25 protein-coding genes and 2 pseudogenes are annotated in these 25,017 nt (G+C 57.9%); 15 read left to right on the forward strand and 12 right to left on the reverse strand.

The genetic code is table 11. From position 1 onward, the window contains the following. Positions 1-81: 81 nt before the first annotated feature. Entirely contained in the window at positions 82-1,815 is a 1,734-nt protein-coding gene (argS, locus tag AC1M2H_RS10995; protein ID WP_480151372.1) for an arginine--tRNA ligase, read from the reverse strand. 229 nt (positions 1,816-2,044) lie between these two features. Between argS and AC1M2H_RS11000 the strand changes: the two genes are divergently transcribed. Together AC1M2H_RS11000 and cutC are read left to right on the forward strand one after the other, a co-directional pair. Beyond that, on the forward strand, positions 2,045-2,614 hold the full coding sequence (locus AC1M2H_RS11000; protein WP_480151373.1) for a VOC family protein: 570 nt from the start codon (positions 2,045-2,047) through the stop codon (positions 2,612-2,614). Between the two features lie 76 nt (positions 2,615-2,690). Then, complete coding sequence (gene cutC / locus AC1M2H_RS11005) at positions 2,691-3,425, forward strand: copper homeostasis protein CutC (protein WP_480151374.1); 735 nt, start codon at positions 2,691-2,693, stop codon at positions 3,423-3,425. Between the two features lie 179 nt (positions 3,426-3,604). Here the strand turns inward: cutC and cmoB are convergent, their stop codons facing one another. Genes cmoB through AC1M2H_RS11030 form a run of 5 tightly spaced genes read right to left on the reverse strand, consistent with a single transcriptional unit; the run spans position 3,605 to position 7,220 of the window. After that, positions 3,605-4,609, reverse strand: coding sequence for a tRNA 5-methoxyuridine(34)/uridine 5-oxyacetic acid(34) synthase CmoB (cmoB, locus tag AC1M2H_RS11010; protein ID WP_480151375.1), 1,005 nt, complete (start codon positions 4,607-4,609; stop codon positions 3,605-3,607). Next, positions 4,606-5,349, reverse strand: coding sequence for a carboxy-S-adenosyl-L-methionine synthase CmoA (cmoA, locus tag AC1M2H_RS11015; RefSeq protein WP_426814323.1), 744 nt, complete (start codon positions 5,347-5,349; stop codon positions 4,606-4,608). The genes cmoB and cmoA overlap by 4 nt, the downstream gene beginning before the upstream one ends. Positions 5,350-5,388: 39 nt before the next feature. After that, positions 5,389-5,784 carry an MAPEG family protein gene (locus AC1M2H_RS11020; protein WP_045859239.1) on the reverse strand — a complete coding sequence of 132 codons (396 nt, stop codon included), beginning with the start codon at positions 5,782-5,784 and terminating at the stop codon, positions 5,389-5,391. A gap of 54 nt (positions 5,785-5,838) precedes the next feature. Next, the gene (locus AC1M2H_RS11025; protein WP_480151376.1) at positions 5,839-6,657 is read right to left on the reverse strand and encodes a DUF72 domain-containing protein; all 819 of its coding nucleotides are present in this window, start codon (positions 6,655-6,657) and stop codon (positions 5,839-5,841) included. Then, positions 6,654-7,220, reverse strand: coding sequence for a hydrolase (locus AC1M2H_RS11030; protein ID WP_480151377.1), 567 nt, complete (start codon positions 7,218-7,220; stop codon positions 6,654-6,656). Before AC1M2H_RS11030 ends, AC1M2H_RS11025 begins: the two co-directional genes overlap by 4 nt. Before the next feature lie 265 nt (positions 7,221-7,485). Between AC1M2H_RS11030 and aspS the strand changes: the two genes are divergently transcribed. From aspS to ruvB, 6 genes are all read left to right on the forward strand, one after another. Then, positions 7,486-9,273 (forward strand): aspartate--tRNA ligase, encoded by a 1,788-nt coding sequence (gene aspS / locus AC1M2H_RS11035; RefSeq protein ID WP_480151378.1) that lies wholly within the window; start codon positions 7,486-7,488, stop codon positions 9,271-9,273. Between the two features lies 1 nt (position 9,274). Then, a complete protein-coding gene (gene nudB / locus AC1M2H_RS11040) occupies positions 9,275-9,718 on the forward strand; it encodes a dihydroneopterin triphosphate diphosphatase (protein WP_480151379.1) in 444 nt (147 codons plus the stop codon). Between the two features lie 61 nt (positions 9,719-9,779). Next, entirely contained in the window at positions 9,780-10,520 is a 741-nt protein-coding gene (locus AC1M2H_RS11045) for a YebC/PmpR family DNA-binding transcriptional regulator (RefSeq protein WP_480151380.1), read from the forward strand. Positions 10,521-10,674: 154 nt separating this feature from the next. Then, entirely contained in the window at positions 10,675-11,196 is a 522-nt protein-coding gene (gene ruvC / locus AC1M2H_RS11050) for a crossover junction endodeoxyribonuclease RuvC (protein ID WP_480151381.1), read from the forward strand. A gap of 80 nt (positions 11,197-11,276) precedes the next feature. Further along, positions 11,277-11,888 (forward strand): Holliday junction branch migration protein RuvA, encoded by a 612-nt coding sequence (gene ruvA, locus AC1M2H_RS11055; protein ID WP_480151382.1) that lies wholly within the window; start codon positions 11,277-11,279, stop codon positions 11,886-11,888. Between the two features lie 8 nt (positions 11,889-11,896). After that, entirely contained in the window at positions 11,897-12,907 is a 1,011-nt protein-coding gene (gene ruvB / locus AC1M2H_RS11060) for a Holliday junction branch migration DNA helicase RuvB (RefSeq protein WP_480151383.1), read from the forward strand. A 50-nt stretch (positions 12,908-12,957) separates the two neighbouring features. Here ruvB and znuB read toward each other — a convergent pair whose 3' ends face one another. Continuing rightward, complete coding sequence (znuB, locus tag AC1M2H_RS11065; RefSeq protein WP_480151384.1) at positions 12,958-13,743, reverse strand: zinc ABC transporter permease subunit ZnuB; 786 nt, start codon at positions 13,741-13,743, stop codon at positions 12,958-12,960. After that, positions 13,743-14,495, reverse strand: a complete 753-nt coding sequence (znuC, locus tag AC1M2H_RS11070) for a zinc ABC transporter ATP-binding protein ZnuC (protein ID WP_464415314.1) — start codon at positions 14,493-14,495, stop codon at positions 13,743-13,745. The genes znuB and znuC overlap by 1 nt, the downstream gene beginning before the upstream one ends. Before the next feature lie 78 nt (positions 14,496-14,573). Here znuC and znuA point away from each other — a divergent pair, with 78 nt between their 5' ends. From znuA to lpxM, 3 genes are all read left to right on the forward strand, one after another. After that, a complete protein-coding gene (znuA, locus tag AC1M2H_RS11075; RefSeq protein ID WP_426814334.1) occupies positions 14,574-15,518 on the forward strand; it encodes a zinc ABC transporter substrate-binding protein ZnuA in 945 nt (314 codons plus the stop codon). Between the two features lie 15 nt (positions 15,519-15,533). After that, a complete protein-coding gene (gene mepM / locus AC1M2H_RS11080) occupies positions 15,534-16,853 on the forward strand; it encodes a murein DD-endopeptidase MepM (protein ID WP_464415315.1) in 1,320 nt (439 codons plus the stop codon). A gap of 128 nt (positions 16,854-16,981) precedes the next feature. After that, the gene (gene lpxM / locus AC1M2H_RS11085) at positions 16,982-17,956 is read left to right on the forward strand and encodes a lauroyl-Kdo(2)-lipid IV(A) myristoyltransferase (protein WP_480151385.1); all 975 of its coding nucleotides are present in this window, start codon (positions 16,982-16,984) and stop codon (positions 17,954-17,956) included. A gap of 51 nt (positions 17,957-18,007) precedes the next feature. Here lpxM and dcuR read toward each other — a convergent pair whose 3' ends face one another. After that, the gene (gene dcuR, locus AC1M2H_RS11090; protein ID WP_480151386.1) at positions 18,008-18,727 is read right to left on the reverse strand and encodes a two-component system response regulator DcuR; all 720 of its coding nucleotides are present in this window, start codon (positions 18,725-18,727) and stop codon (positions 18,008-18,010) included. A gap of 69 nt (positions 18,728-18,796) precedes the next feature. Then, complete coding sequence (locus tag AC1M2H_RS11095) at positions 18,797-20,482, reverse strand: NAD-dependent malic enzyme (protein ID WP_480151387.1); 1,686 nt, start codon at positions 20,480-20,482, stop codon at positions 18,797-18,799. A gap of 106 nt (positions 20,483-20,588) precedes the next feature. Here AC1M2H_RS11095 and AC1M2H_RS11100 point away from each other — a divergent pair, with 106 nt between their 5' ends. Next, positions 20,589-21,620, forward strand: a complete 1,032-nt coding sequence (locus AC1M2H_RS11100) for an IS630 family transposase (RefSeq protein WP_480151909.1) — start codon at positions 20,589-20,591, stop codon at positions 21,618-21,620. Between the two features lie 26 nt (positions 21,621-21,646). Then, entirely contained in the window at positions 21,647-22,063 is a 417-nt protein-coding gene (locus AC1M2H_RS11105) for a VOC family protein (protein WP_480147914.1), read from the forward strand. Between the two features lie 126 nt (positions 22,064-22,189). Here the strand turns inward: AC1M2H_RS11105 and AC1M2H_RS11110 are convergent. Continuing rightward, positions 22,190-22,342, reverse strand: a pseudogene (locus tag AC1M2H_RS11110) (AEC family transporter); the annotation flags it as partial. A gap of 58 nt (positions 22,343-22,400) precedes the next feature. Here AC1M2H_RS11110 and AC1M2H_RS11115 point away from each other — a divergent pair. After that, a protein-coding gene (locus tag AC1M2H_RS11115) for an IS1 family transposase (RefSeq protein WP_480147781.1) occupies positions 22,401-23,095 on the forward strand; the annotation gives its coding sequence in 2 pieces (ribosomal slippage) (positions 22,401-22,647 and positions 22,647-23,095; 696 coding nt in all). A gap of 1 nt (position 23,096) precedes the next feature. Here the strand turns inward: AC1M2H_RS11115 and AC1M2H_RS11120 are convergent. After that, a pseudogene (locus AC1M2H_RS11120) lies at positions 23,097-23,234 on the reverse strand (AEC family transporter); the annotation flags it as partial. 419 nt (positions 23,235-23,653) lie between these two features. Here AC1M2H_RS11120 and AC1M2H_RS11125 point away from each other — a divergent pair. Further along, a complete protein-coding gene (locus tag AC1M2H_RS11125) occupies positions 23,654-24,988 on the forward strand; it encodes a 2-hydroxycarboxylate transporter family protein (protein WP_480151388.1) in 1,335 nt (444 codons plus the stop codon). Positions 24,989-25,017: the final 29 nt, after the last annotated feature.

Genomic DNA, 25,017 nt, shown 5'->3' on the forward strand with positions numbered 1-25,017 from the left:
GCCCGGCTTGGCGCGATGCGGTCCAAAAAGAAACCGGCCTGAGCCGGTTTCTTTATTTCGTTATCACTCGCGTCAGCGCTATTACATCCGCTCGACGGTTTCAATACCTAAGGTATCCAGACCGGTCTTGAGCGTTTTGGCGGTCAGCTGCGCCAGCTTCAGGCGGCTGTTGCGCGTCTCTTCGCTTTCTGCGGAGAGGATCGGGCAGTGCTCGTAGAAGCCGGAGAACAGGCCGGCCAGATCGTACAGGTAGGCGCACATGACGTGCGGAGTCCCTTCACGCGCCACGACGGTCAGCGTCTCTTCGAACTGCAGCAGGCGAGCGGCCAGCTGCGCTTCGCGATCTTCGGTTATGATGACCTGCGCTGCGGCCAGCACGCTTTCGTCGATTTCCGCTTTACGGAACACCGACAGCACGCGGGTGTAGGCATACTGCATGTAAGGCGCGGTGTTGCCTTCAAACGCCAGCATGTTGTCCCAGTCGAAGATGTAGTCGGTGGTGCGGTTCTTGGACAGATCCGCATATTTGACCGCGCCGATACCGACCGCGTTGGCCAGCTTCTCCAGCTCGTCGGCAGGCATATCCGGGTTTTTCTCGGCAACCAGGCGACGCGCGCGCTCCAGCGCTTCGTCCAGCAGGTCGGCAAGCTTCACGGTACCGCCGGAGCGGGTTTTAAACGGCTTACCGTCTTTACCGAGCATCATGCCGAACATATGGTGCTCCAGCGGGACGGAATCCGGCACGTAGCCGGCTTTGCGCACGATGGTCCACGCCTGCATCAGGTGCTGATGCTGGCGGGAGTCGATGTAGTAGAGCACGCGATCGGCGTGCAGGGTTTCGTAGCGGTATTTGGCGCAGGCGATATCGGTGGTGGTGTAGAGATAGCCGCCATCCTTTTTCTGGATGATCACGCCCATCGGTTCGCCTTCCTTGTTTTTGTACTCATCAAGGAATACGACGGTGGCTCCTTCGCTCTCCACGGCCAGACCTTTGGCTTTCAGATCGGCAACGATACCCGGCAGCATCGGGTTATACAGGCTTTCGCCCATCACGTCGTCGCGGGTCAGGGTTACGTTCAGGCGGTTATAGGTAATCTGGTTTTGCGACATGGTGATGTCGACCAGCTGGCGCCACATCTGGCGGAAGTACTCGTCGCCGCCCTGCAGCTTAACCACGTAGCTGCGCGCGCGCTCGGCGAAGGCTTCGTCTTCGTCGTAGTGCTTTTTCGCTTCACGGTAAAAGCCTTCGAGGTCCGCAAGCGCCATTTCACCGGCGTTTTCCTGCTGCTGCTTTTCAAGATACGCAATCAGCATCCCAAACTGGGTGCCCCAGTCGCCGACGTGGTTGGCGCGAATCACCTTGTGGCCGAGGAACTCGAGGGTGCGAACCGCGGCATCGCCGATGATGGTGGAGCGCAGGTGGCCAACGTGCATCTCTTTCGCTACGTTCGGGGCAGAGTAATCGATAACTACCGTCTGCGCCTGCGGCTGCGCGATGCCCAGGCGTTCGGAGGCCAGCGCGCTGCTGACGTTTTCCGCTAAAAACGCCGGGTCGAGGAAAATATTGATAAAGCCAGGCCCGGCGATTTCGACCTTATTGGCAATGCCGTTCAGATCGAGATGAGACAGCACCTGCTCTGCCAGCTGTCGCGGCGCCATACCCAGTTTTTTAGCGACTGCCATCACGCCGTTGGCCTGATAGTCGCCGAACTGGATTTTTGCTGACTGGCGGACCTGGGGTTCGCAATCGGCAGGGGCGCCTGCCGCGATCAGGGCGTGGCTGACTTTTTCTGAGAGAAGAGCCTGAATATTCACCGGAATACCTTACTTTTAAGGCGCCGTAACCCCTGCAGGGTGGCGCCGGAATGTGGACAAATTAGGGCAGGAGTATACTGCATTTGCACCCCTGCGTCAGCCCTGCGCGCGCGTTGCCGGGCGGCGTGCTTAACGAATAACCAGCTCGGGCGGGATAAAGCAGATTGCCGGTTGGTCGCCGCCGGGAAACGCGATAAATTAGCCCCTTTAGCGAGCACCGAGGTCAAGAATGGCGAACTGGCAGCAAATTGATGAACTTCAGGATATTTCCGCGGATCTGCCGCGCTTCAGCGAGGCGCTAGGCCAGCTGGCGGCGCGGCTCGGGCTGGATATTGCGCCCCTGGCCGCGGACCATATCTCGCTGCGCTGTCATCAGAACGCGACGGCCGCGCGCTGGCGCAGCGGGCTTGAGCAGTGTGGCACGCTGCTCTCAGAAAACATCATTAACGGTCGGCCCATCTGCCTGTTTAAGCTGGATGAGCCTGTCAGCGTGGCGCACTGGCGCTTTAGCGTGGTTGAGCTGCCGTGGCCCGGAGAAAAGCGCTACCCGCACGAGGGCTGGGAGCATGTTGAAATTGTGCTCGCCGGCGACCCGGAAACGCTTAACGCCCGCGCGCTGGCGCTGCTCTCCGACGACGGCCTCAGCCAGCCGGGGATCTTCGTCAAAACCAGCTCGCCGAAAGGGGAGCGCGAACGGCTGGCTAATCCGACGCTGGCGGTGACGGACGGGAGCGTGACGATCAAATTTCATCCATGGTCCATCGAGCAAATTATCGCCAGTGAAACAACGGATGCGTAACAGTGTGAAGCCACGCGGCTTCTGAACCGAAAAATCGTGACATGCTGTGTTGCCCGCGGCATGAGTGGAGAAGGGAATGACGCTACTGGAAGTGTGCTGTTATAGCACGGAGTGCGCCGAGGAGGCGCAGCGACGCGGCGCTGACCGCATCGAACTATGCGCCGCGCCGCAGGAGGGAGGGCTAACGCCGTCGTCGGGCGTGCTCAAAGCGGCCCGTAGGGCGCTGACTATCCCGGTGCATCCGATTATTCGCCCGCGCGGCGGTGATTTTTGCTATACCGAGGGTGAGTTTGCGGCGATGCTCGATGACGTGACAACGGTGAGGGAGCTGGGCTTCCCGGGTCTCGTGATTGGCGTGCTGGACGCCGATGGCCGGGTTGATACTGCGCGCATGCGTAAAGTTATGGCCGCGGCGGGAACGCTGGCGGTCACCTTCCACCGGGCTTTCGATATGTGCGTAAATCCGCATCAGGCCTGCGCCGAGCTGGCCGAGCTGGGCGTCGCGCGGATCCTGACCTCCGGCCAGCAGGCGAGCGCAGAAAAAGGTATTTCATTAATTATGGAACTTATCGCCCTGGGCGATACTCCAATCATTATGGCCGGAGCAGGCGTGCGGGCAGCAAACCTGCCGCTGTTCCTGGAAGCCGGCGTGAAGGAAGTGCATAGCTCTGCCGGCCAGTGGCTGCCTTCGCCGATGCGCTTTCGTAATCCGCGGCTGTCGATGTCCACGGACCCGGACGCAGATGAATATTCCCGCTATGCCGTTAACGGCGCAGCGGTGGCGGAAATGAAGAGCATTATTTCCGCCTGAGTGCCCCGCGTTGTTTGCGCGCAGCCTGCCGGCTGGTGAGCTCAAACCCGGTGCGCAGAGAAAGAAAACCGTTTTTTACTGCACATCATGTCGCCCAATATGATGATTGCCCGTACCAGGCCCCTGCAATTTCAACAGGGGCCTTTTTTTATGCCATTTTTGCGGCAGAAGGCCGGGGGCTAGCGCGCTTTTTTGGCCAGCGACTGCTGGGTTTCGGGCCGGGTGGCGATAATTACCGCGCGCAGCGGGGCGGGATAGCCTTCGAGGGTTTTGCTGCTGTCGTTGGGGTCGAGGAAATCCGCCAGCGATTCGGTGGTCATCCATTCGGTGCGACGCTGCTCTTCGGTACTGGTCACGCAGACGTCAACGATACGCACGTCGACAAAACCGCATTTTTCCAGCCACATTTTCAGCGCCGCCGCCGAAGGAATAAAGTAGACGTTGCGCATCTGCGCGTAGCGATCGCCCGGTACCAGCACGGTATTTTCGTCACCTTCCACCACCAGCGTTTCCAGCACCAGTTCGCCGCCTTCAACCAGCTGATCTTTGAGCTGACACAGATGGTCGAGCGGGGAGCGGCGATGATACAGCACGCCCATTGAGAATACGGTGTCAAAGGCGTTTAGCGCCGGCAGCTGCTCAATACCCAGCGGCAGCAGATGGGCGCGCTGATCGTTGCCCAGCAGCTTGCGCACCGCTTCGAACTGGCATAAAAACAGCTGCGTCGGGTCGATACCCACCGCCAGATGGGCGCCGGCGCCGATCATCCGCCACAGGTGATAGCCGCTGCCGCAGCCGACGTCGAGGATCGTCCGGCCGGTCAGATCGGAAAGATGCGGCAGAACGCGATCCCACTTCCAGTCCGAACGCCATTCGGTGTCGATATTCACGCCATAGAGCGACCACGGGCCTTTGCGCCACGGCATCAGGTTGCGCAGCAGGTTTTCAATCCGCAGCCGATGGCCTTCGCTCAACGGAACTTCGCTTTCCGCGGTCACGCTGTGCAGCAGGTCCAGACGGTAGGGCGAGAGCTCGGGGAGAAACTCCACCGCCCGCTCCCATTCGCGGAACTTGCCGTGCAGGGCCTCGCGCTGCCAGGCGGCAACCTGAGCGGGCAGCGTCTCCAGCCAGTGGGAGAGCGGACCTTTGGCGATCCGCTGATAAAAATTGCTGAAATCGATCATGCCGTTTCCCCGGACTTCACCGCCACCAGCGAGCCAAAGTTAAAGCACTGGAACCACAGCTCGGCGTGCTCGAATCCGGCCTTACGCAGCCGCGCCTTATGGGTTTCCACCGAATCGGTAAGCATGACGTTTTCCAGCATGCTGCGCTTCTGGCTGATTTCCAGCTCGCTGTAGCCGTTGGCGCGCTTAAAGTCGTGATGCATGTTGAACAGCAGCTCGCCGACGCTGGCGTCTTCGAAGCTGAATTTTTCCGACAGCACCAGCGCGCCGCCCGGGTTCAGCCCCTGATAGACTTTGTCCAGAATGGCCTGGCGCTCAGCGGGCTCAAGGAACTGGATAGTGAAATTGAGCACCACCATCGAGGCGTTTTCGATGGCGACGTGGCGAATATCGCCTTCCACGACGTCTACCGGCGTCGGCGCCTTGTAGGCGTCGATATGGCGACGGCAGCGCTCGATCATCGCCGGGGAGTTGTCGACGGCCACGATCCGGCAGCCGGCGTGGGAAATATTACGTCGTATCGATAGCGTGGCTGCGCCAAGCGAGCAGCCGAGATCGTAGACCTGGGTATTGGGCTGCACAAAACGCTCGGCCAGCATGCCGATCATCGAAATAATATTGGAGTAGCCAGGAACGGAGCGCTGGATCATATCCGGGAAGACTTCAGCAACCCGTTCATCAAAGGTCCAGTCGCCGAGGCTGGCGATCGGCGCGGAAAAAAGGGTATCGCGGTGAGACATAAGGTTAAGCCCGAAAAAACGAAAACGGCGTATTGTGCGCTAATGTAAGGAGAAAACCAACTCCCAGGGCATATACCACAGGTTGGCGAGCACCATCAGCACCAGCGCGCACCAGGTGGCGCTCATGCCGGAACGGCGCCAGCTGTAGAGCCGGTGGTGGAAGCCGTAAGAGTGCATCAGCCGACCGGCGATCAGCAAAATACCGCAAAGATGCACCATCCAGTTCTGCGCGCCGTCCATCTCGACAAACAGCAGCAGGATAAGCCCGATCGGCAGGTACTCAACCGCATTGCCGTGCACGCGGATCGCGACCTGCAGCTCGCTAAAGCCGCCGTCGCCGTAGCCAACGTGATACTGCGTACGCAGGCGTACGACGTCAAAAGAAAACTTGATTAACAATAACGCACCCAGGACGGCATACAGCGCGCTGACCATACCAAAAACTCCCTTTCACTTACGTCAGATGGCTCCGACTATCATAGCAGGATATCAGAAAAGAGAGGTCTGCTGCGGAATTGACGGCGCCGCGCCCACGTCCGGCAGCACCGCGCGTAAATCTGCCCACAGGGTGTCGACCAGCGCCGGCGCATGGGCGATATCCGGCGTATGCAGGAACAGATAGGGCGTCGTCGAGAGGCTCCACTTCGGCAGCGTCTGCAGCCAGACGCGAAACATCTCATGGTTCTGCGCCATATCATCGCTGCCGATGAAGCGCACCAGCGGATGCTGCGCGGTGACCACCGCGTGGACCGGAAGCTTCGGCTTTTTACGCTGTGCGTCGAGCGCGGCCGGGCTGCGGGCGATAACGCTGTGTACCGGGCGGCTATCGAGGATCGCCCGGTTAACGGCGCGCTGGTGCAGCCCGCGGTTGAGCTGCTGCTCGGCTTCTCCCTTGGCGAAAAACTCCGGATGCCGCACCTCGACGCCGTAGGTGAAGCCGGCCGGCAGCGTATCGAGAAACTGCCACAGGGCAGGGAGATCGCGGGGCCCGAACGTCGCCGGCAACTGCAGCCAGTACTGACCGATACGCGTCTCCAGCGGCGCGAGGCGGGTAAAAAACTCGCGGCTTAGGTCGTCGCAGTTGCGCAGCGCCGCCTGATGCGAAATGGTTGCCGGAAACTTAAAGCAGAAGCGAAAGTCGTCGTGGGTTTGCTCGAACCAGCGGGCCACGATCTCAGCCTTAGGTAACGCGTAGAGGGTTGTATTGCCCTCTACGCAGTTAAAGTGGCGAGCGTACTGTTCCAGACTGGTTATGCCAAGGCGCACCCATTTCGGATGCGACCATTGCGGGAGCCCAATATAGATCATAGCGCGGCGAGAATGTCCTCAGTGCTGCGCACGCGGGCAATGCGCGGGAAGATGTGCGTCACGCTGCTCTGGTGCTGCTCGGCGGCAGCGGCGCTGCAGGCGTCTTCGGCGACCAGCAGATTAAAGCCCAGCTCCCAGGCGTTGCGCGCGGTGGATTCAACGCCGATATTGGTTGAGATACCGCACAGAATAATGGTGTCTATGCCGCGGCGGCGCAGCTGTAGCTCGAGATCGGTGCCGTAAAACGCGCCCCACTGGCGTTTGGTGACTACGATATCGCCATCCTGTTTGCCCAGCGCAGGCGGCCAGGTCCACCAGTTGTCCGGCAGCGCATGCGCGCCCGTCTGCGCGTCAACCGGCTGTTTTAACGCTTCGCCGAAATCGGCAGACCAGCCGACGCGGACCAGAATAACCGGCGAGCCCTGCTGGCGGCATTTCTCCGCCAGACGAGCGGCGCGAGCGACCACCTCATCGGCACGGTGCGGGCCGCCGGCGAACGGCAGAATGCCTTCCTGCAGGTCGATGACTACAAGCGCCGTTTTTTTCGCATTAAGTTCTGGCATAGTATCCTCGTATCCTCTGTAGTTTGGCCGTTACAATACCGTTGCCATTCCCGCGCCAGGGTAACAAATTTTGTTAATTTTTGTGAGCGTAGCCAATATGCGCGCAGCAAAGCAACGTACAAACTGCGTCGGGCTTATCGTGCGGCAGAATTTCCAGTATAATAGCCGCCTTTTTTCATTCAGTTGTGACATTCAGCTAAAGCCGCGACTCCGTGGCCTGCAGAGCAGGCAACAATCCGCCAGCGGCTAAGTTAAGGGATATCTCATGCGTACAGAATATTGCGGGCAGCTGCGTCTGTCCCACGTGGGGCAGCAGGTGACTCTGTGTGGTTGGGTCAACCGTCGCCGTGATCTTGGTAGCCTTATCTTCATCGATATGCGTGACCGCGAAGGCATCGTGCAGGTGTTTTTCGATCCGGAACGTGCGGATGCATTAAAGTTGGCCTCCGAACTGCGTAATGAGTTCTGTATCCAGGTGACGGGCACCGTGCGTGCGCGTGACGATAAAAACGTCAACGGCGATATGGCCACCGGCGCCATCGAAGTGCTGGCTTCCGATCTGACCATCATCAACCGCTCGGAAGCGCTGCCGCTGGATTCCAACCACGTCAACACCGAAGAAGCGCGACTGAAATACCGCTATCTGGATCTGCGTCGTCCGGAAATGGCCCAGCGCCTGAAAACGCGGGCGAAAATCACCAGCCTGGTCCGCCGTTTTATGGACGAGCACGGCTTCCTCGATATCGAAACCCCGATGCTGACCAAGGCCACGCCGGAAGGCGCGCGCGACTACCTGGTTCCGAGCCGCGTACATAAAGGCAAGTTCTACGCGCTGCCGCAGTCTCCACAGCTGTTCAAACAGCTGCTGATGATGTCCGGCTTCGATCGCTACTATCAGATCGTCAAATGCTTCCGCGACGAAGACCTGCGCGCTGACCGCCAGCCGGAATTCACCCAGATCGACGTGGAGACCTCCTTCATGACCGCCCCGCAGGTGCGCGAAGTGATGGAAGCGCTGGTGCACGAGCTGTGGCTGAACGTGAAGGGCGTGGATCTGGGCGCGTTCCCGATCATGACCTTCGCCGAGGCCGAGCGTCGCTACGGTTCCGATAAGCCGGACCTGCGCAACCCGCTGGAGCTGGTGGATATTGCTGACCTGGTGAAAGCGGTTGAATTTGCCGTCTTCTCCGGCCCGGCAAATGATGCCAAAGGTCGCGTTGCCGCACTGCGCGTGCCGGGCGGCGCGGCGCTGACCCGTAAGCAAATCGATGAGTACGGCAAGTTCGTGCAGATTTACGGCGCCAAAGGCCTGGCGTACATGAAGGTCAACGAGCGTGCGAAAGGCCTCGAAGGCATCAACAGCCCGGTGGCTAAATTCCTCAACGCGGAAATCGTCGACGCCATTCTCGAGCGCACCGCCGCGCAGGACGGCGATATGATTTTCTTCGGCGCCGATAATAAGAAAGTGGTTGCCGATGCCCTGGGCGCGCTGCGCCTGAAGCTGGGTAAAGACCTTAGCCTCACCGACGAAGACAAATGGGCGCCGCTGTGGGTTATCGACTTCCCGATGTTTGAAGACGACGGCGAAGGCGGCCTGACCGCGATGCACCACCCGTTCACCTCCCCGCGCGATATGACCGCGGAAGAGCTGAAGACCGCGCCGGAAACGGCGATTGCCAACGCCTACGATATGGTCATTAACGGCTACGAAGTCGGCGGTGGTTCGGTGCGTATTCACAGCGGTGAAATGCAGCAGACCGTATTCGCTATCCTCGGGATCAACGAGCAGGAGCAGCGCGAGAAGTTCGGCTTCCTGCTGGATGCGTTGAAATACGGTACGCCGCCGCATGCCGGTCTGGCGTTCGGTCTCGACCGTCTGACGATGCTGCTGACCGGCACCGATAACATCCGCGACGTTATCGCTTTCCCGAAAACCACCGCCGCCGCCTGCCTGATGACCGAAGCGCCGAGCTTCGCCAATCCGGTTTCGCTGGGCGAATTAGGTATTCAGGTTGTGGTCAAAGAGGCAAAAGAGTCTCTGGAGAATAAGTAAGATGTCATTCAAGCTCCCCGTTTCTGTACTGGTGGTGATTTATGCCGAAGATACGAAGCGGGTGCTGATGCTGCAGCGGCGCGATGATTCCTCTTTCTGGCAGTCGGTGACCGGCAGCCTGGAAGAGGGGGAAACCGCGCTGCAAGCCGCCGCGCGCGAAGTAAAGGAAGAGGTCGCAATAGATGTTGCCGATGAGCATCTGGCCTTAATTGACTGTCAGCGCACGGTGGATTTCGAGATTTTTTCTCATTTACGTCATCGCTATGCGCCGGGCGTTGAGCGCAATACGGAATTTTGGTTCCGCCTTGCGCTCCCTCGTGAACGCCGGATTGTTTTTACCGAACATCTGGATTACCGCTGGGTCGATGCGACGGAAGCCGCCGCGTTGACCAAGTCGTGGAGTAACCGGCAGGCGATTGAAGAATTTGTAATTAACGCCAACTAATATTCCCGGCCTTTTGCGGGTCAGAAGGCTTCGGGACAACGGCATTTTTGGAGAGTTTTTTATGGCAGGTCATAGTAAGTGGGCCAACACCAAGCACCGCAAAGCGGCACAGGATGCCAAGCGCGGTAAGATCTTCACTAAAATTATTCGCGAACTGGTCACCGCCGCGCGTTTAGGCGGCGGCGATGCGGGTTCTAACCCGCGTCTGCGCGCAGCGATTGATAAAGCGCTGTCCAACAACATGACCCGCGATACCCTGAACCGCGCTATCGCCCGTGGCGTAGGCGGCGATGACGACGCGAACATGGAAACCATCATTTATGAAGGCTACGGCCCGGGCGGCACGGCGGTGATGGTTGAATGCCTGAGCGACAACCGCAACCGTACCGTTGCCGAAGTGCGTCACGCCTTCAGCAAAACCGGCGGCAACCTCGGCACCGACGGCTCAGTCGCCTATCTGTTCAGCAAAAAAGGGGTCATTTCCTTCGAAGCCGGCGACGAAGACGTGATCATGGAAGCGGCTCTCGAAGCCGGTGCGGAAGACGTTGTGACCTACGACGACGGCGCCATTGACGTCTACACCGCGTGGGAAGAGATGGGCGCCGTACGCGACGCGCTGGAAGCGGCCGGCCTGAAGGCCGACGCGGCGGAAGTTTCGATGATCCCGTCGACCAAAGCCGACATGGACGCGGAAACCGCGCCGAAACTGCTGCGCCTGATCGATATGCTGGAAGACTGCGACGACGTGCAGGAAGTTTATCATAACGGCGAGATCTCTGATGAGGTCGCAGCAACGCTGTGATGCCCGTAATCTTTCAGCCCGCAGCGGCGTTGGCTCACCTCGCTTACCCCGGTCAGGTAGTAAATCTACGCTCCCGGGGATGCGCTGCGTGGCCGCCTGGCTGTGAACTGAAATATTTGGGGTCTCAGGGGTTAGCGATGACCGGAGATGCGTGATGGCTATTATTCTCGGTATTGACCCGGGCTCGCGCATCACCGGCTATGGCGTTATCCGCCAGGTCGGACGGCAGCTAAGCTATCTTGGCAGCGGATGCATTCGCACTAAGGTGGACGATCTGCCGTCGCGCCTGAAGCTGATTTACGCGGGCGTCACGGAAATCATTACCCAGTTCCAGCCGGACTATTTCGCGATTGAACAGGTGTTTATGGCGAAAAACGCCGACTCGGCGCTGAAGCTCGGGCAGGCGCGCGGGGTGGCTATCGTCGCGGCGACCAATCAGGATATTCCGGTTTTTGAGTACGCCGCGAGGCAGGTCAAGCAAACCGTGGTCGGCATCGGCAGCGCGGAAAAAAGCCAGGTGCAGCATATGGTTCGCACCCTGCTGAAGCTGGCGGCGAACCCGCAGGCGGATGCGGCAGATGCGCTGGCCATTGCCATCACCCACTGCCACGTGAGCCAGAACGCGGCACAGATAGGCGACAGCCGGCTAAATCTGGCGCGCGGACGGCTGCGATAGCGTCAAATCAGGCTGGATATTTATCCAGCCTTTTTTTATGATACCGGCAGATATTTTAGCCCTTAACGCAGGAGCAGCATGTGATAGGCAGACTCAGAGGCATCGTTCTCGAAAAACAACCCCCGCTGGTATTGCTGGAAACGGGAGGCGTTGGCTATGAAGTGCATATGCCTATGACCTGTTTTTACGAGCTGCCGGAGGTGGGTCATGAAGCCGTCGTTTTCACCCATTTTGTCGTCCGTGAGGATGCGCAGCTGCTGTATGGCTTTAATAACAAGCAGGAGCGCACGCTGTTCCGCGAGCTGGTTAAGACCAACGGCGTCGGGCCGAAGCTGGCGCTGGCGATCCTCTCCGGGATGTCGGCGCAGCAGTTCGTCAACGCCGTTGAGCGCGAGGAGCTTGCCGCGCTGGTGAAGCTGCCGGGCATCGGTAAGAAAACCGCAGAGCGGCTGATCGTTGAAATGAAAGATCGTTTCAAAGGGCTGCACGGCGACCTGTTTACCCCGGCGGCGGATCTGGTGCTGACCTCGCCGGCCGGCCCGTCCGATGACGACGCCGAGCAGGAAGCGGTTGCCGCCCTGGTGGCGCTGGGCTATAAACCTCAGGAGGCCAGCCGGATGGTGAGTAAAATCGCCCGTCCGGACGCCAACAGTGAAACGCTAATCCGCGAAGCGCTGCGCGCCGCGTTGTGAGGTAAGGGATGATTGAAGCAGACAGGCTGGTATCGGCGGACAGCACCGGGTTTGAAGAGTCGGCCGATCGCGCAATCCGCCCTAAACTACTGGCAGAGTACGTGGGCCAGCCGCAGGTGCGCTCGCAGATGGAGATTTTTATCCAAGCGGCTAAGCTGCGCGGGGACGCGCTCGATCACCTGCTGATCTTCGGCCCTCCGGGGCTGGGGAAAACCACGCTGGCCAACATCGTCGCCAATGAGATGGGCGTCAACCTGCGTACCACCTCCGGGCCGGTGCTGGAAAAAGCGGGCGATCTGGCGGCGATGCTGACCAATCTTGAGCCCCACGACGTGCTGTTTATCGATGAAATTCACCGCCTTTCGCCGGTGGTGGAAGAGGTGCTCTATCCGGCGATGGAGGACTATCAGCTGGATATTATGATTGGTGAAGGACCCGCGGCGCGCTCGATAAAAATCGACCTGCCGCCGTTCACCCTGATTGGCGCGACCACGCGCGCCGGCTCGCTGACCTCGCCGCTGCGCGACCGTTTCGGCATCGTCCAGCGGCTGGAGTTTTACCAGATTGCCGATCTGCAGCACATTGTGAGCCGCAGCGCCCGCTACATGGGGCTGGAGATGAGCGAGGAGGGCGCGCTGGAAGTGGCGCGTCGCGCGCGGGGTACCCCGCGTATTGCCAACCGCCTGCTTCGGCGGGTGCGCGACTTCGCGGAGGTGCGTCATGACGGCAGCATCTCCCTCGACATTGCCGCCCAGGCGCTGGATATGCTTAACGTTGATGCCGAAGGCTTTGACTATATGGACCGCAAGCTGCTGCTGGCGGTGATCGATAAATTCTTCGGCGGCCCGGTGGGCCTGGATAACCTGGCGGCGGCGATCGGCGAAGAGCGCGAAACCATTGAGGACGTGCTGGAGCCGTATCTAATCCAGCAGGGGTTCCTGCAGCGCACGCCGCGGGGACGTATGGCGACGGTCCGCGCCTGGAACCACTTTGGCATCCAGCCGCCGGAAATGCCCTAGCCGGACTCCCTAGCCGGTGGCCCCGGGAAGGGCTACCGGCGAAAGAGGATTCAGGCGGCCGCTTTCTTCATCATGCTGAAGACAAACAGCAGCGCAGCGCACAGCACCACCGACGGGCCGGCCGGGGTGTCGTACAGCGCCGAAAAGGTCAATCCCCCGGTTACCGCGATAGCGCCGATGCCAACGGCGATAGCCGCCATTTGCTCCGGCGTACGCGCAAAGCGGCGCGCCGTGGCGGCGGGGATAATCAGCAGCGAGGTGATGATCAGCGCCCCGACAAACTTCATCGCCACGCCGATGGTCAGGGCGGTGACCAGCATCAGCAGCAGCTTCACCCGCTGCAGCTTCACGCCGTCAACGAACGCCAGATCCGGGCTGATCGTCATCGACAGCAGGTTGCGCCACTGCCAGAGTAAAATGGCCAGCACGATCGCCACCCCGATGGCAATCGAGATCAGGTCCGTCGGCGTCACCGCCAGCAGATCGCCGAACAGATAGGCCATCAGGTCGACGCGGACGTTCGACATCAGGCTGACCACCACCAGCCCCAGCGACAGCGCGCTGTGGGCCATAATCCCCAGCAGCGTATCGATGGCCAGGTGAGGGCGCTTCTCCAGCCATACCAGCCCGCCGGCCAGCAGCAGGGTGATGGCGATAACGGCGTAGAAAGGATTGACGTTGAGCAGCAGGCCAAAAGCGACGCCGAGCAGCGAGGCGTGGGCCAAAGTATCGCCAAAATAGGACATCCGGCGCCAGACCACAAACGAGCCCAGCGGGCCGGCGGCGCAGGCGAGCATCACCCCGGCCAGCCAGCCGGGTAACAGTAGTTCAATCATCAGCGCTCATTTCCCCGACGCAGTACAATCCGCCCCTGCAGGTCGTGGCGGTGATTATGATGGTGGCGATAAATGCCCAGCTGTTCCGCGCCGCGCGGGCCGAACATCGAGATAAACTGCGGGTGCATGGAGACCACCTCCGGCGTGCCGGAGCAGCAGATATGCTGGTTCAGGCACAGGACTTCGTCGGTTTTCGCCATCACCAGATGCAGGTCGTGGGAGACCATCAGCACCGAGCAGTTAAGCTCCTGACGCAGCTGGTTTATCAGGTCATACAGCGCCACCTGGCCGTTGACGTCGACGCCCTGCGTCGGCTCATCAAGCACCAGCAGCTGCGGCTGATTTAACAGCGCGCGGGCGAGCAGCACGCGCTGCGTTTCGCCCCCGGAGAGTTTCTGCATCGGGGCATCGATGAGGTGCCCGGCCTGGACGCGCTTCAGCGCGGGCAGGATATCCTGCTTACGCGTATCCGGACGCAGGCGCAAAAAGCGGCTGACGGTGAGCGGCAGCGTGGCATCGAGGTGTAGTTTTTGTGGGACATAGCCAATGCGCAGCTTTCCCTCGCGTTTGATAACGCCATCAGTTGGTGCTACCAGCCCGAGAACGACCCGCACCAGCGTCGATTTACCGGCGCCGTTCGGGCCGAGCAGGGTTAAAATTTTGCCTGGTTTAAGCGTGAGCGAAATGTCAGACAGCACGCGGCGCTGGCCGAAGGCCACCGAGACGTTTTCCAAAGTTACAAGATTTGTCATGTCAAATTAAGGGTTGCACAAGCTAGTGAATGTTATAATATCACATCTTTCTCATTCATTACGATGATTAGACGCATTATGTTACATAAAAATACGCTTCTTTGCGCTGGACTTAGCGCCGCTTTTTTGTTCACCCTGGCGCCTGCGGCGAATGCCGCCGTGGTGACCTCAATGAAACCTCTTGGCTTTATCGCTTCCGCCATCGCTGACGGGGTCACCGACACCCAGGTACTGCTGCCCGATGGCGCCTCCGAGCACGACTATTCTCTGCGTCCGTCTGATGCAAAACGCTTACAGAACGCAGACTTAGTGGTGTGGATCGGCCCTGAGATGGAGGCCTTTATGGATAAGTCAACGCAAAGCATTGCGCCAAACAAAAAGGTGACTATTGCCGAGCTTGACGGCGTGAAACCGCTGCTCATGAAAGGCGCCGATGACGACGATGACCATCACGACCACGACCACGCTGCGGGTGGAAAAAGTGACGACGATCACCATCACGGCGAATACAACATGCATCTGTGGTTATCCCCAGAGATAGCGCGGCTTTCGGCGGTTGCAATCCACGATAAATTATTGGAACTTATGCCGCAGAGTCGAGCCAGGCTTGACGCCAACCTGAAGGAGTTTGAGGCAAAATTAGCCTCGACCGATAAACAGGTAAGCCACGAGCTGGCACCGCTGCAAGGGAAAGGGTACTTCGTTTTTCATGATGCCTACGGCTACTTTGAAAAACACTACGGTCTGACATCGCTTGGTCATTTCACCGTCAATCCTGAAATTCAGCCTGGTGCGCAGCGTTTACACGAAATCAGAACACAGCTGGTTGAGCAAAAAGCGACCTGCGTTTTTGCTGAGCCACAGTTCAGGCCAGCCGTTATAGAAGCTGTTGCCAGGGGGACCTCCGTGCGCATGGGAACCCTCGATCCGCTGGGTATTGGAATTAAGCTGGGTAAAGAAAGCTACCCTCAGTTCCTGACCCAATTGGCGAACCAGTATTCGAGCTGCCTGAAAGGAGATTAACGAGGAAGTGAATACGTGCAACAGATAGCCCGCGCTGTCACTCAGGCATTTAACAATTTGCCACGACCTCACCGCGTTATGCTGGGGTCGCTGAGCGTTCTAACCTTAGCGGTCGCCGTCTGGCGACCGTACATCTACCACCACGAATCAGCCCCTATCGTCAGAACGATTGAGCTGGAGAAAAGCGAAATCCGTTCCCTGCTGCCGGAAGCCTCTGAACCTATCGATCAGGCCGCGCAGGAGGAAGAAGCCATCCCCCAGGACGAACTGGACGATAAGGCGGACGACGATTCAGGCGGTCACGAGTACGTCGTATCCACCGGCGATACCCTCAGCAGCATCCTCAATCAGTACGGTATCGAAATGGGTGATATCTCCCTTTTATCGACCGCTGATAAGGAGCTGCGCAACCTCAAGATTGGCCAACAGCTGTCTTGGACCCTCACGGCGGACGGCGATCTGCAGAGCCTGACCTGGGAAATGTCCCGTCGCGAAACCCGGACCTATAACCGCGTAGGCAACGGCTTCAAGATGAGCAGCGAGCTGCAGAAAGGGGACTGGGTTAACAACGTGCTGAAAGGTACCGTTGGCGCCAGCTTCGTCTCCAGCGCGCGTAACGCCGGCCTCACCAGCGCCGAGGTTAGCGCGGTGATTAAGGCCATGCAGTGGCAGATGGACTTCCGCAAGCTGAAAAAGGGCGATGAGTTCTCGGTGCTGATGTCGCGCGAAATGCTTGACGGCAAGCGCGAGCAGAGCCAGCTGCTGGGCGTGCGTTTACGTTCGGACGGCAAGGATTACTATGCGATCCGTGCCGAAGACGGCAAGTTCTACGATCGTAACGGTACCGGTCTGGCGAAGGGCTTTATGCGCTTCCCGACCGCGCGCCAGTTCCGCGTGTCGTCCAACTTTAACCCGCGCCGCCTCAATCCGGTGACCGGGCGCGTTGCGCCACACCGCGGCGTCGACTTTGCGATGCCGCAGGGCACGCCGGTGCTTTCCGTCGGCGACGGCGAGGTGGTGGTGGCCAAACGCAGCGGCGCGGCGGGGTATTACGTTGCGGTCCGCCACGGTCGTACCTACACCACCCGCTATATGCACCTGCGCAAGCTGCTGGTGAAACCGGGCCAGAAGGTGAAGCGCGGCGACCGCATTGCGCTGTCGGGCAATACCGGCCGTTCTACCGGGCCGCATTTGCATTATGAAGTATGGATTAACCAGCAGGCGGTAAACCCGCTGACGGCGAAACTGCCGCGTACGGAAGGGCTGAGCGGTTCCGACCGCACGGATTATCTGGCGCAGGTGAAAGAAGTAATGCCGCAGCTGCGATTCGACTAACGCACTGTTAATTAAAGCCGGTGCCCGCGCGCGCCGGCTTTTTCTTTTGTCCCCCCCCCTGGGGGTCGCTAAACTATAGCCTTGAGTCTCTCTTTCTCTTTATTCAGCACCATTTTTGCGGATCGGGCATGGAAACGAAAAAAAATAATATTGAGTTTATTCCAAAATTTGAGAAATCCTTCTTACACCCGCGCTACTGGGGCGCGTGGCTGGGCGTTGTTGCCTTTGCGGGGATTGCGCTGACGCCCCCGTCGTTTCGCGATCCGCTTCTCGGCAAGCTGGGACGTTTTGTCGGCAGGCTGGCCAAAAGCTCGCGCCGCCGCGCGCAGATCAACCTGCTGTACTGTTTCCCGGAAAAGAGCGAGCAGGAGCGCAAAGCGATTATTGATGAGATGTACGCCTCTGCGCCGCAGGCGATGGTGATGATGGCGGAACTTGGCCTGCGCGATCCGCAGCGCATTCTTTCCCGCGTTGACTGGCAGGGAAAAGAGATCATCGACGAGATGCAGCGTAATAACGAAAAGGTGATCTTCCTGGTGCCGCACGCCTGGGGCGTGGATATCCCGGCCATGCTGATGGCTTCCGGCGGCCAAAAAATGGCAGCGATGTTTCATAATCAGGGCAATCCGGTATTTGACTACGTGTGGAATACCGTTCGTCGCCGCTTTGGCGGGCGCATGCACGCGCGCAATGATGGCATCAAGCCGTTTATTCAGTCGGTGCGTCAGGGCTACTGGGGCTACTACCTGCCCGATCAGGATCACGGCGCGGAGCACAGCGAATTCGTCGATTTCTTCGCCACCTATAAAGCCACGCTGCCGGCGATCGGCCGCCTGATGAAGGTCTGCCGGGCGCGGGTGGTGCCGCTGTTCCCGGTCTATGATGGCGCAACCCATCGTCTGACGGTGCTGGTACGCCCGCCGATGGACGACCTGCTGGAGGCCGATGACAATACTATTGCCCGGCGGATGAACGAAGAGGTGGAAATTTTCGTCAAGCCGCACGCCGAGCAGTACACCTGGCTCCTCAAGCTGCTGAAGACCCGCAAACCCGGGGAAATCGAACCCTATAAGCGCAAAGAGCTCTTTCCGAAGAAGAAATAGCGTCGCCTGGCGCTCAAGGTAACGATTATTTAGCCACTGCACGCCGGCGCGTCAGTGGCTAAATTGTTTGAGCAGCGAGTCATGTTCCACAATCAGCCGATAGCGGTACTCCGGCCTCCCCGTGGCGCCGTAGTGGTTGCTCATGTGCAAAATATCGATCTGCGCCAGCCAGAGCAGATATTTGCGACAGGATACCCGGGAGATATCCAGCTGCGCCGCCAGCTCATTGGTTGAAAACTCGGCGTCTGGATGATCGCCTATCCAGCGGCACACCGTGCGCAGCGTTTCGGCGGTCAGCCCCTTTGGCAATCGGCGGCTCTCCGCGTGCTGTCGCGCGGCGTGATTAAGCAGGTCGTCAATATCCGACTGTTGGTAGCAGGAGATGGCGCGGCGCAGGCTGCGCTTGTGGCTCCAGGCGGTCAGCGCTTCTTCAAAGCGGGAAAACTGAAAGGGCTTGATCAGGTAATCTACCACTCCGTAGCCTAAAGCGCTCTGCACGGTGGCGGCGTCGGCGGCGGAGGTGATCATAATGACGTCGATATCGTGCGCCTCCCGGCGCAGCGTCGGCAGAAGGTCCAGGCCGTTTTCCTTATGCATGTAAACATCGAGCAGGATCAGGTCAATGCCCTGCGGCCGTTCGCTGATGATACGCCGCGCTTCGCCGAGGGTCGGGGCGATGCCGCAGCAGCAAAAGCCGGTAAGCCGGCTGAGAAACAGGCGGTTTAGTTCAGCGACCATCGGATCGTCATCGATAATCAGGACATTTATCACCCAGGCCTCCTCTAAGGCCGGGAAGCCATCTGCTTCCCGGATATCACATTACCAGCCGGAGCCGTTTTTTCAGAACGATGAGCGCTTACAGGCGGTGTAGCGCGACTGCCAGTAGGTTTGTTCGATGCGGGCAAGCAGCTGCTCTTCGCTTAGCTGCGGTGCCACGCCCTCCTGCTGCGCGACCTTCGCGATAGCCAGGGCAATGGCGCGCGATATCGTTTCGATCTCCGCCACCGGCGGTAGCAGTCCGCCGCTTTCCGCCGCAGCCAGCGGGGAGTGGGCGGCCAGGGTGCGGCTGGCGGCGGTGAGCATCTTTTCCGTTATCCGCTCGACCCTGCCGGCCAGCACGCCGAGCCCGAGGCCGGGGAAGATATAGGCGTTATTGCACTGGGCAATATCGTAGGTTTTTCCGGCGTAAACCACCGGGGCGAAAGGGCTGCCGGTGGCGACCAGCGCCGCCCCCTGGGTCCAGGCGATCAGATCCGCAGGCTGGGCCTCGGCGCGAGAGGTTGGGTTCGAAAGCGGCATGATAATCGGGCGGGCGCAGTGCTGATGCATCTCTTTGACAATCTCTTCGCTGAACAGACCGGGCTGCCCTGAAACGCCGATCATTACCGTCGGATGCGCGTGACGTACAACGTCGAGTAGCGAGACGGGTCCGGTGCCGACGTCCCAGTGGGCAATGTTGTGCCGGGAGGTGACCAGCTTTTGCTGGAAATCGAGCAGGTCGGGGAGCGCGTCCGTCAGCAGGCCGCAGCGGTCGACCATAAACACCCGACCGCGGGCCTCGTGCTCGGACAGTCCATCATCGACCATCATCGCGACGATCTTTTCCGCAATCCCGCAGCCGGCGGAGCCGCTGCCTAAGAACACTACGCGCTGATCGCATAAGCGGCTGCCGGCCGCCTGAGCGGCGGCGATGATGGTACCCGTCGTCACGGCGGCAGTGCCCTGAATATCATCGTTAAAGCAGCACAGCCGATCGCGATAGCGCTGCAGGAGGCGGGTGGCGTTCTTTTGGGCAAAATCTTCGAACTGCAGCAGCACGTCAGGCCAGCGGCGCTTCACCGCCTCAATAAACATATCCATAAACTCAAGGTAGCTATCGTCGTCGATGCGCGGATGGCGCCAGCCCATATACAGCGGATTATCGAGCAGCTGCGCGTTGTTGGTGCCGACGTCAAGCATGATCGGCAGGGTAGAGGCCGGATGAATGCCGCCGCAGGCGGTATAGAGCGAGAGTTTGCCAATCGGGATCCCCATCCCGCCGACGCCCTGGTCGCCGAGACCGAGAATGCGCTCGCCGTCGGTGACCACGATGACCCGGATATCGTTGCGCGAGAAGCTCTGCAGCATCTCATCAATTTGGTGGCGGTCCGGCCATGAGATAAACAGGCCCCTGGCGCGACGATAAATTTCCGAAAAGTGTTCGCAGGCCTCGCCAACCGTCGGCGTATAGACGATAGGCAGGGTTTCAGTCATATGCGTGCGCAGAACGTTATAAAATAAGGTCTCGTTAGTATCCTGGATATTGCGTAAATAAATATGGCGAGAAATATCGCGTTTAAACTGGCAAAACTGTTCCCAGGCTCTTGCCGTTTGCTCCGCAATCGTTTCCACCTTTTGCGGCAGTAAGCCGTGCAGGCCAAAGGCATCACGCTCGCCGTCGGTAAATGCCAGCCCTTTATTGAGTAACGGGTTTTCCAGTAATACGGAACCGTTATAGGGAGTGTAAATCGTGTCCTGGTTTAACATGGGTAACTCCTGAATATGTATGATGCAAAAATACCGTGCAATATTGCTATACCCGTGATCATTGAAACTGCTTGATTTCGTCGGTGCTGAGGATCATGCTCAGGCCATGAACGTAAAACTGACCTCCGCACAGATTGCCGCCCTTGAGGCTCAGCACCGGCAGAGTCGTGACCGCCGTGTCTGCGACCGGATACGCTGCGTGCTGCTTTCTGCTCAGGGCTGGTCTCCTGCCATGATTGCGCAGTCTCAGCTCATTCATGAGACCACGGTTCTGCGTCATCTATCGGATTATCTCAGCGACGGTAAGCTCACCTCTGATAACGGCGGTTCGCAGGAGCATCTGACTCCCGGGGAGTCTGCCGAACTTCGTCAGCTTCTGACTGACACTGTTCACATCACGACGGCCAGTATCGTGTCGCTTGTCCGTGACCGCTTCGGTGTGCGCTACAGCATTCCGGGTATGAATAAGTGGCTTCACCGCAACGGGTTCACCTGGAAAAAACCGTCAGGTATTCCCCATAAGTTCTGCCCGGCACAACAGCAGCAGTTCATGACGCATTATGAAGCGCTGAAGCAGGCTGCCGGTGACAGCGAACCCATTCTGTTTATGGATGCGGTACATCCGACGCAGTCAACGAAGCTGAGCTGTGGCTGGATAAGAAAGGGGGAACTGAAAGCGGTGAAAACCACCGGGAGCCGGACCCGCCTGAACATCATCAGCGCCCTCAGCGTGAACGACCTGGCCCGGACGGTGACCCGTGATTATCCGCAGATTAATGCGGATGCTATCTGCCGTTTTTTTATTGCAGTTCGCCAGACTTATCCGGTGTCGCAGAAAGTGCATCTGATACTGGACGGTGCGCCTTATCACCGGGCATCGCTGGTTAAGGACTGGGCCTTCGTGATGAATATTGAACTGCATTATCTGCCGCCGTACAGCCCGAACCTGAACCCGACAGAACGGTTGTGGAAGGTGATGAATGAGCATGTGCGGAATAACCGGTATTTTGCGTCAGCGAAAGCCTTCAGGGACGCGATAAGAGGATTTTTTGAACGAACCCTGCCGGAACTGGGGCAGAAACTGGGCTGTCGTATCAACGAAAATTTTCAGGTGCTCAGTTCCGTGTCAGAGACATAACGACGTATAGCGTAAGGTGTTCACCTGTGAACAAAATAACTCTCATTGATCATGTTGCAATAACTGTTGCCGACCTTGAAGTATCTTACTGTTTTTACGATAAATTGTTTGGTGCAAAAATTCATGCAGAGTACGCCCCCTTTGGGAAACTGCTTGTAAGGCAGGTATCGCTGGGTGATATTGTCCTGAGTTTACATCAGGTTGAGAATGGCGTGGAACTTGTAGCTAAAAGGCCAATGCCAGGGAGTGCTGATTTATGCTTCCGGTGGGGAGGGACAATTCTCAGCGTGTTAGAGCTACTTGAGAAAAACGATATCGAAATAATCCATGGCCCGGTGCCCCGTGAAACGAGTTCAGGTCAGCCATCACAATCTGTTTTCTTTCGGGATCCTGATGGAAATCTGCTGGAGTTAATGGCTGCTGATAATAAAGACCAAGGTTAAAATACTCAATAAAGTCAAAAATAAATATTTTCATCTGCAGGACTTAATGTGGCTCCCTGAAACAATCTGCACTTTGAAGTTTATTGAGTATAACTAATTAATAGCGCGCTGCCGTCGGGGCATAATTTATGAAATAAAATAGATCATTAAGCCTTCCGTCAGCACGCCGAGTGCGGTGCCGATTAAAATCGATGAGGATGCTGATTCAATATACGTATCGCTGCGCAGGGCAAACATTCCGGCGGCAATAGCGGACGGCGTGGCGCCGATAATAATAACCGGTAATGCCTTCAATCGATAGAAAACCATGATATGCTACTGGTATTTAGGGCTTTCTATGGCTACCGTTACTGTTCATTGTCCTCGTTGCCATTCCGATTCTGTTTATCGCCATGGGCACAGCTGTTCCGGGCACGAGCGCTTTCGTTGCCGGTCATGTCGCCGCGTTTTTCAGCTGGCTTATACCTATGAAGCCAGAAAACCCGGTGTAAAAGAACAGATAGTTGAACTGGCACACAACGGTGCCGGCGTCCGCGATACCGCCAGAGTTCTTAAGGTCGGTATCAATACCGTCATACGGACATTAAAAAGCTCTCGCCGTCCCGGATAACCGCTTCTCCTGTCGCTCATGCCGATGTGGCACTCATCTGCGAGCTTGATGAGCAGTGGGGCTTTGTTGGCAGTAAAGCCCGGCAGCACTGGCTCTGGTATGCTTACAATACCAAAACGGGTGGCGTACTGGCTTATACTTTCGGCCCACGTACCGATGAGACATGTCGGGAACTGTTGGCCCTGTTGACGCCCTTTAGCATCGGCATGATTACCAGCGATAACTGGGGCAGTTATGCCAGAGAGGTGCCGAAGGAGATACATCTGACTGGTAAAATTTTCACACAGCGCATTGAGCGAAACAATCTGACGCTGCGAACCCGTATCAAGCGGCTGGCACGCAAAACAATATGTTTTTCACGTTCCATCGAATTGCACGAAAAGGTCATCGGTGCCTTCATCGAAAAGTACATGTTCTACTGATTGGAGGCATTACCCGAATAACCACGGTAGCTAAAACCGTGGCATCTTCACGACGAGTATAGCCAAGCTTACCGCTGATCCATCCGAGCAGCATGATAAATACCAGCGGGAACAGTGATTCTAATAATAGTGAGGGCATAGGGTATCCTGATAAAGTATGGTCTGCGACTACTGTTTTTTAAATCTAACAATCCCGCGCGTGCCGCAGGGTGATAGAAATCACAGTCTGTTTTGTTTAAATACTTTTACGCCGAGGACTTTACTTACAAATATAGGCGGAAGGTAACCTGATTTTTTCATTGAGGGCGATTGAAAATCCCTGAGTCGATAATTTTAATTACAAAACGCCGACTTAAATTACTTAAATTTGAGATTCAAGGTCAATCACAAAAGCATCATTAGAAATGGCGCATGGCTTTTTTATGCCCGACGGCTGTGCTACTTTTTTTCAGGTTCAATGTGCTCGATGTACTATTTTATTCTCGATTTTACTCTGGTTGAATAACATTATTGTTATTTATGCCCCTACCTGGCTATTTATAAAAAATAAGGTGCAAGATGGAAAATAATTCACTAAATCATCCTGTTGATAATTCACTGCCTGCCCGACCCGCGCTCAGAATGCTGGGGAGTGCGGAAGTGGGATCCGTTCCGCTGGTGCTGTTTGTCGGTATTGCGATCGTTGTGGCCGTTGCTGCCTACGCCAGCGTATTGCCAAAAAATATGATCGGCGGCCTGGCGGTGATTATGACCCTGGGCTTTGCATTTGCCAAAATTGGCCGTATGGTCCCGGTACTGAAGGATATCGGCGGCCCGGCGATACTGTGCCTGATGGTGCCCTCCGCGCTGGTCTACTTTGAAATGTTTGCCCCGCATACCCTGGCGACGGTGCATCTGCTGATGAAAGAAGCCAATCTGCTGTATTTCGTTATTGCCTGTCTGGTGGTGGGCAGCATCCTCGGGATGAATCGGGTGATCCTGATTCAGGGAATGGTCAGAATGTTTGTCCCGCTGGTTGTCGGGACCTTTGCCGCCATCCTCACCGGCCTGCTGGTGGGCACGCTGTTTGGCTACAGCCTGTACCACACCTTCTTCTTTATTATCGTTCCGATTATTGGCGGAGGGATCGGCGAGGGCATTCTCCCGCTTTCGCTGGCCTATTCCGCGATCCTCGGGCAAACCCCCGACGTCTACGTTGCGCAGCTGGCTCCGGCGGCGGTCGTTGGCAATATCTTTGCGATTATCTGCGCTGGGGTGCTGGCGAGAATTGGCGCTCGTCGCCCCGCGCTGTCCGGAAACGGAATGCTGATCCGCAGCCGTGAAGATAACAGCGTCTTCACGCAAACTCAGGGCCCGCAGCAAACGGACTTTCAGCTGATGGGCGGAGGGCTGCTGATGATTTGCGCCTTTTTCATCGTCGGCGGGCTGTTGGAGAAGGTGGTCCATATTCCCGGTCCGGTACTGATGATCCTCGCCGCCGTCATCTGCAAATACACTAAAGCGATCCCGGCGGCGATGGAAGTGGGGGCCTACAGCTGCTACAAATTTGTCTCCGCGGCGCTGGTATGGCCGCTGATGATCGGGCTTGGGATGCTGTACGTGCCGCTGGAAAGCGTGGTGGCGGTATTCTCCGTCGGCTACGTCGTGGTCTGCGGGTCGATTGTTATCGCCATGGCGCTGAGCGGATTCTTTATCGCTTCGCGTCTCAATATGTATCCGGTGGAAGCGGCGATCGTTACCAGCTGCCATAGCGGCCTTGGCGGTACCGGAGACGTTGCGATTCTGTCGGCCTCCAATCGCATGTCGCTGATGCCTTTTGCGCAGATTGCGACCCGTATCGGCGGGGCGTCGACGGTGATTGCCGCCGCGCTGCTGATGAACTGGGTGGTGTGATGCCCCTGCCGGCGAGCGCCAGCCGCGGG

The sequence above is a fragment of the Klebsiella sp. F11 genome (genome assembly GCF_056712265.1).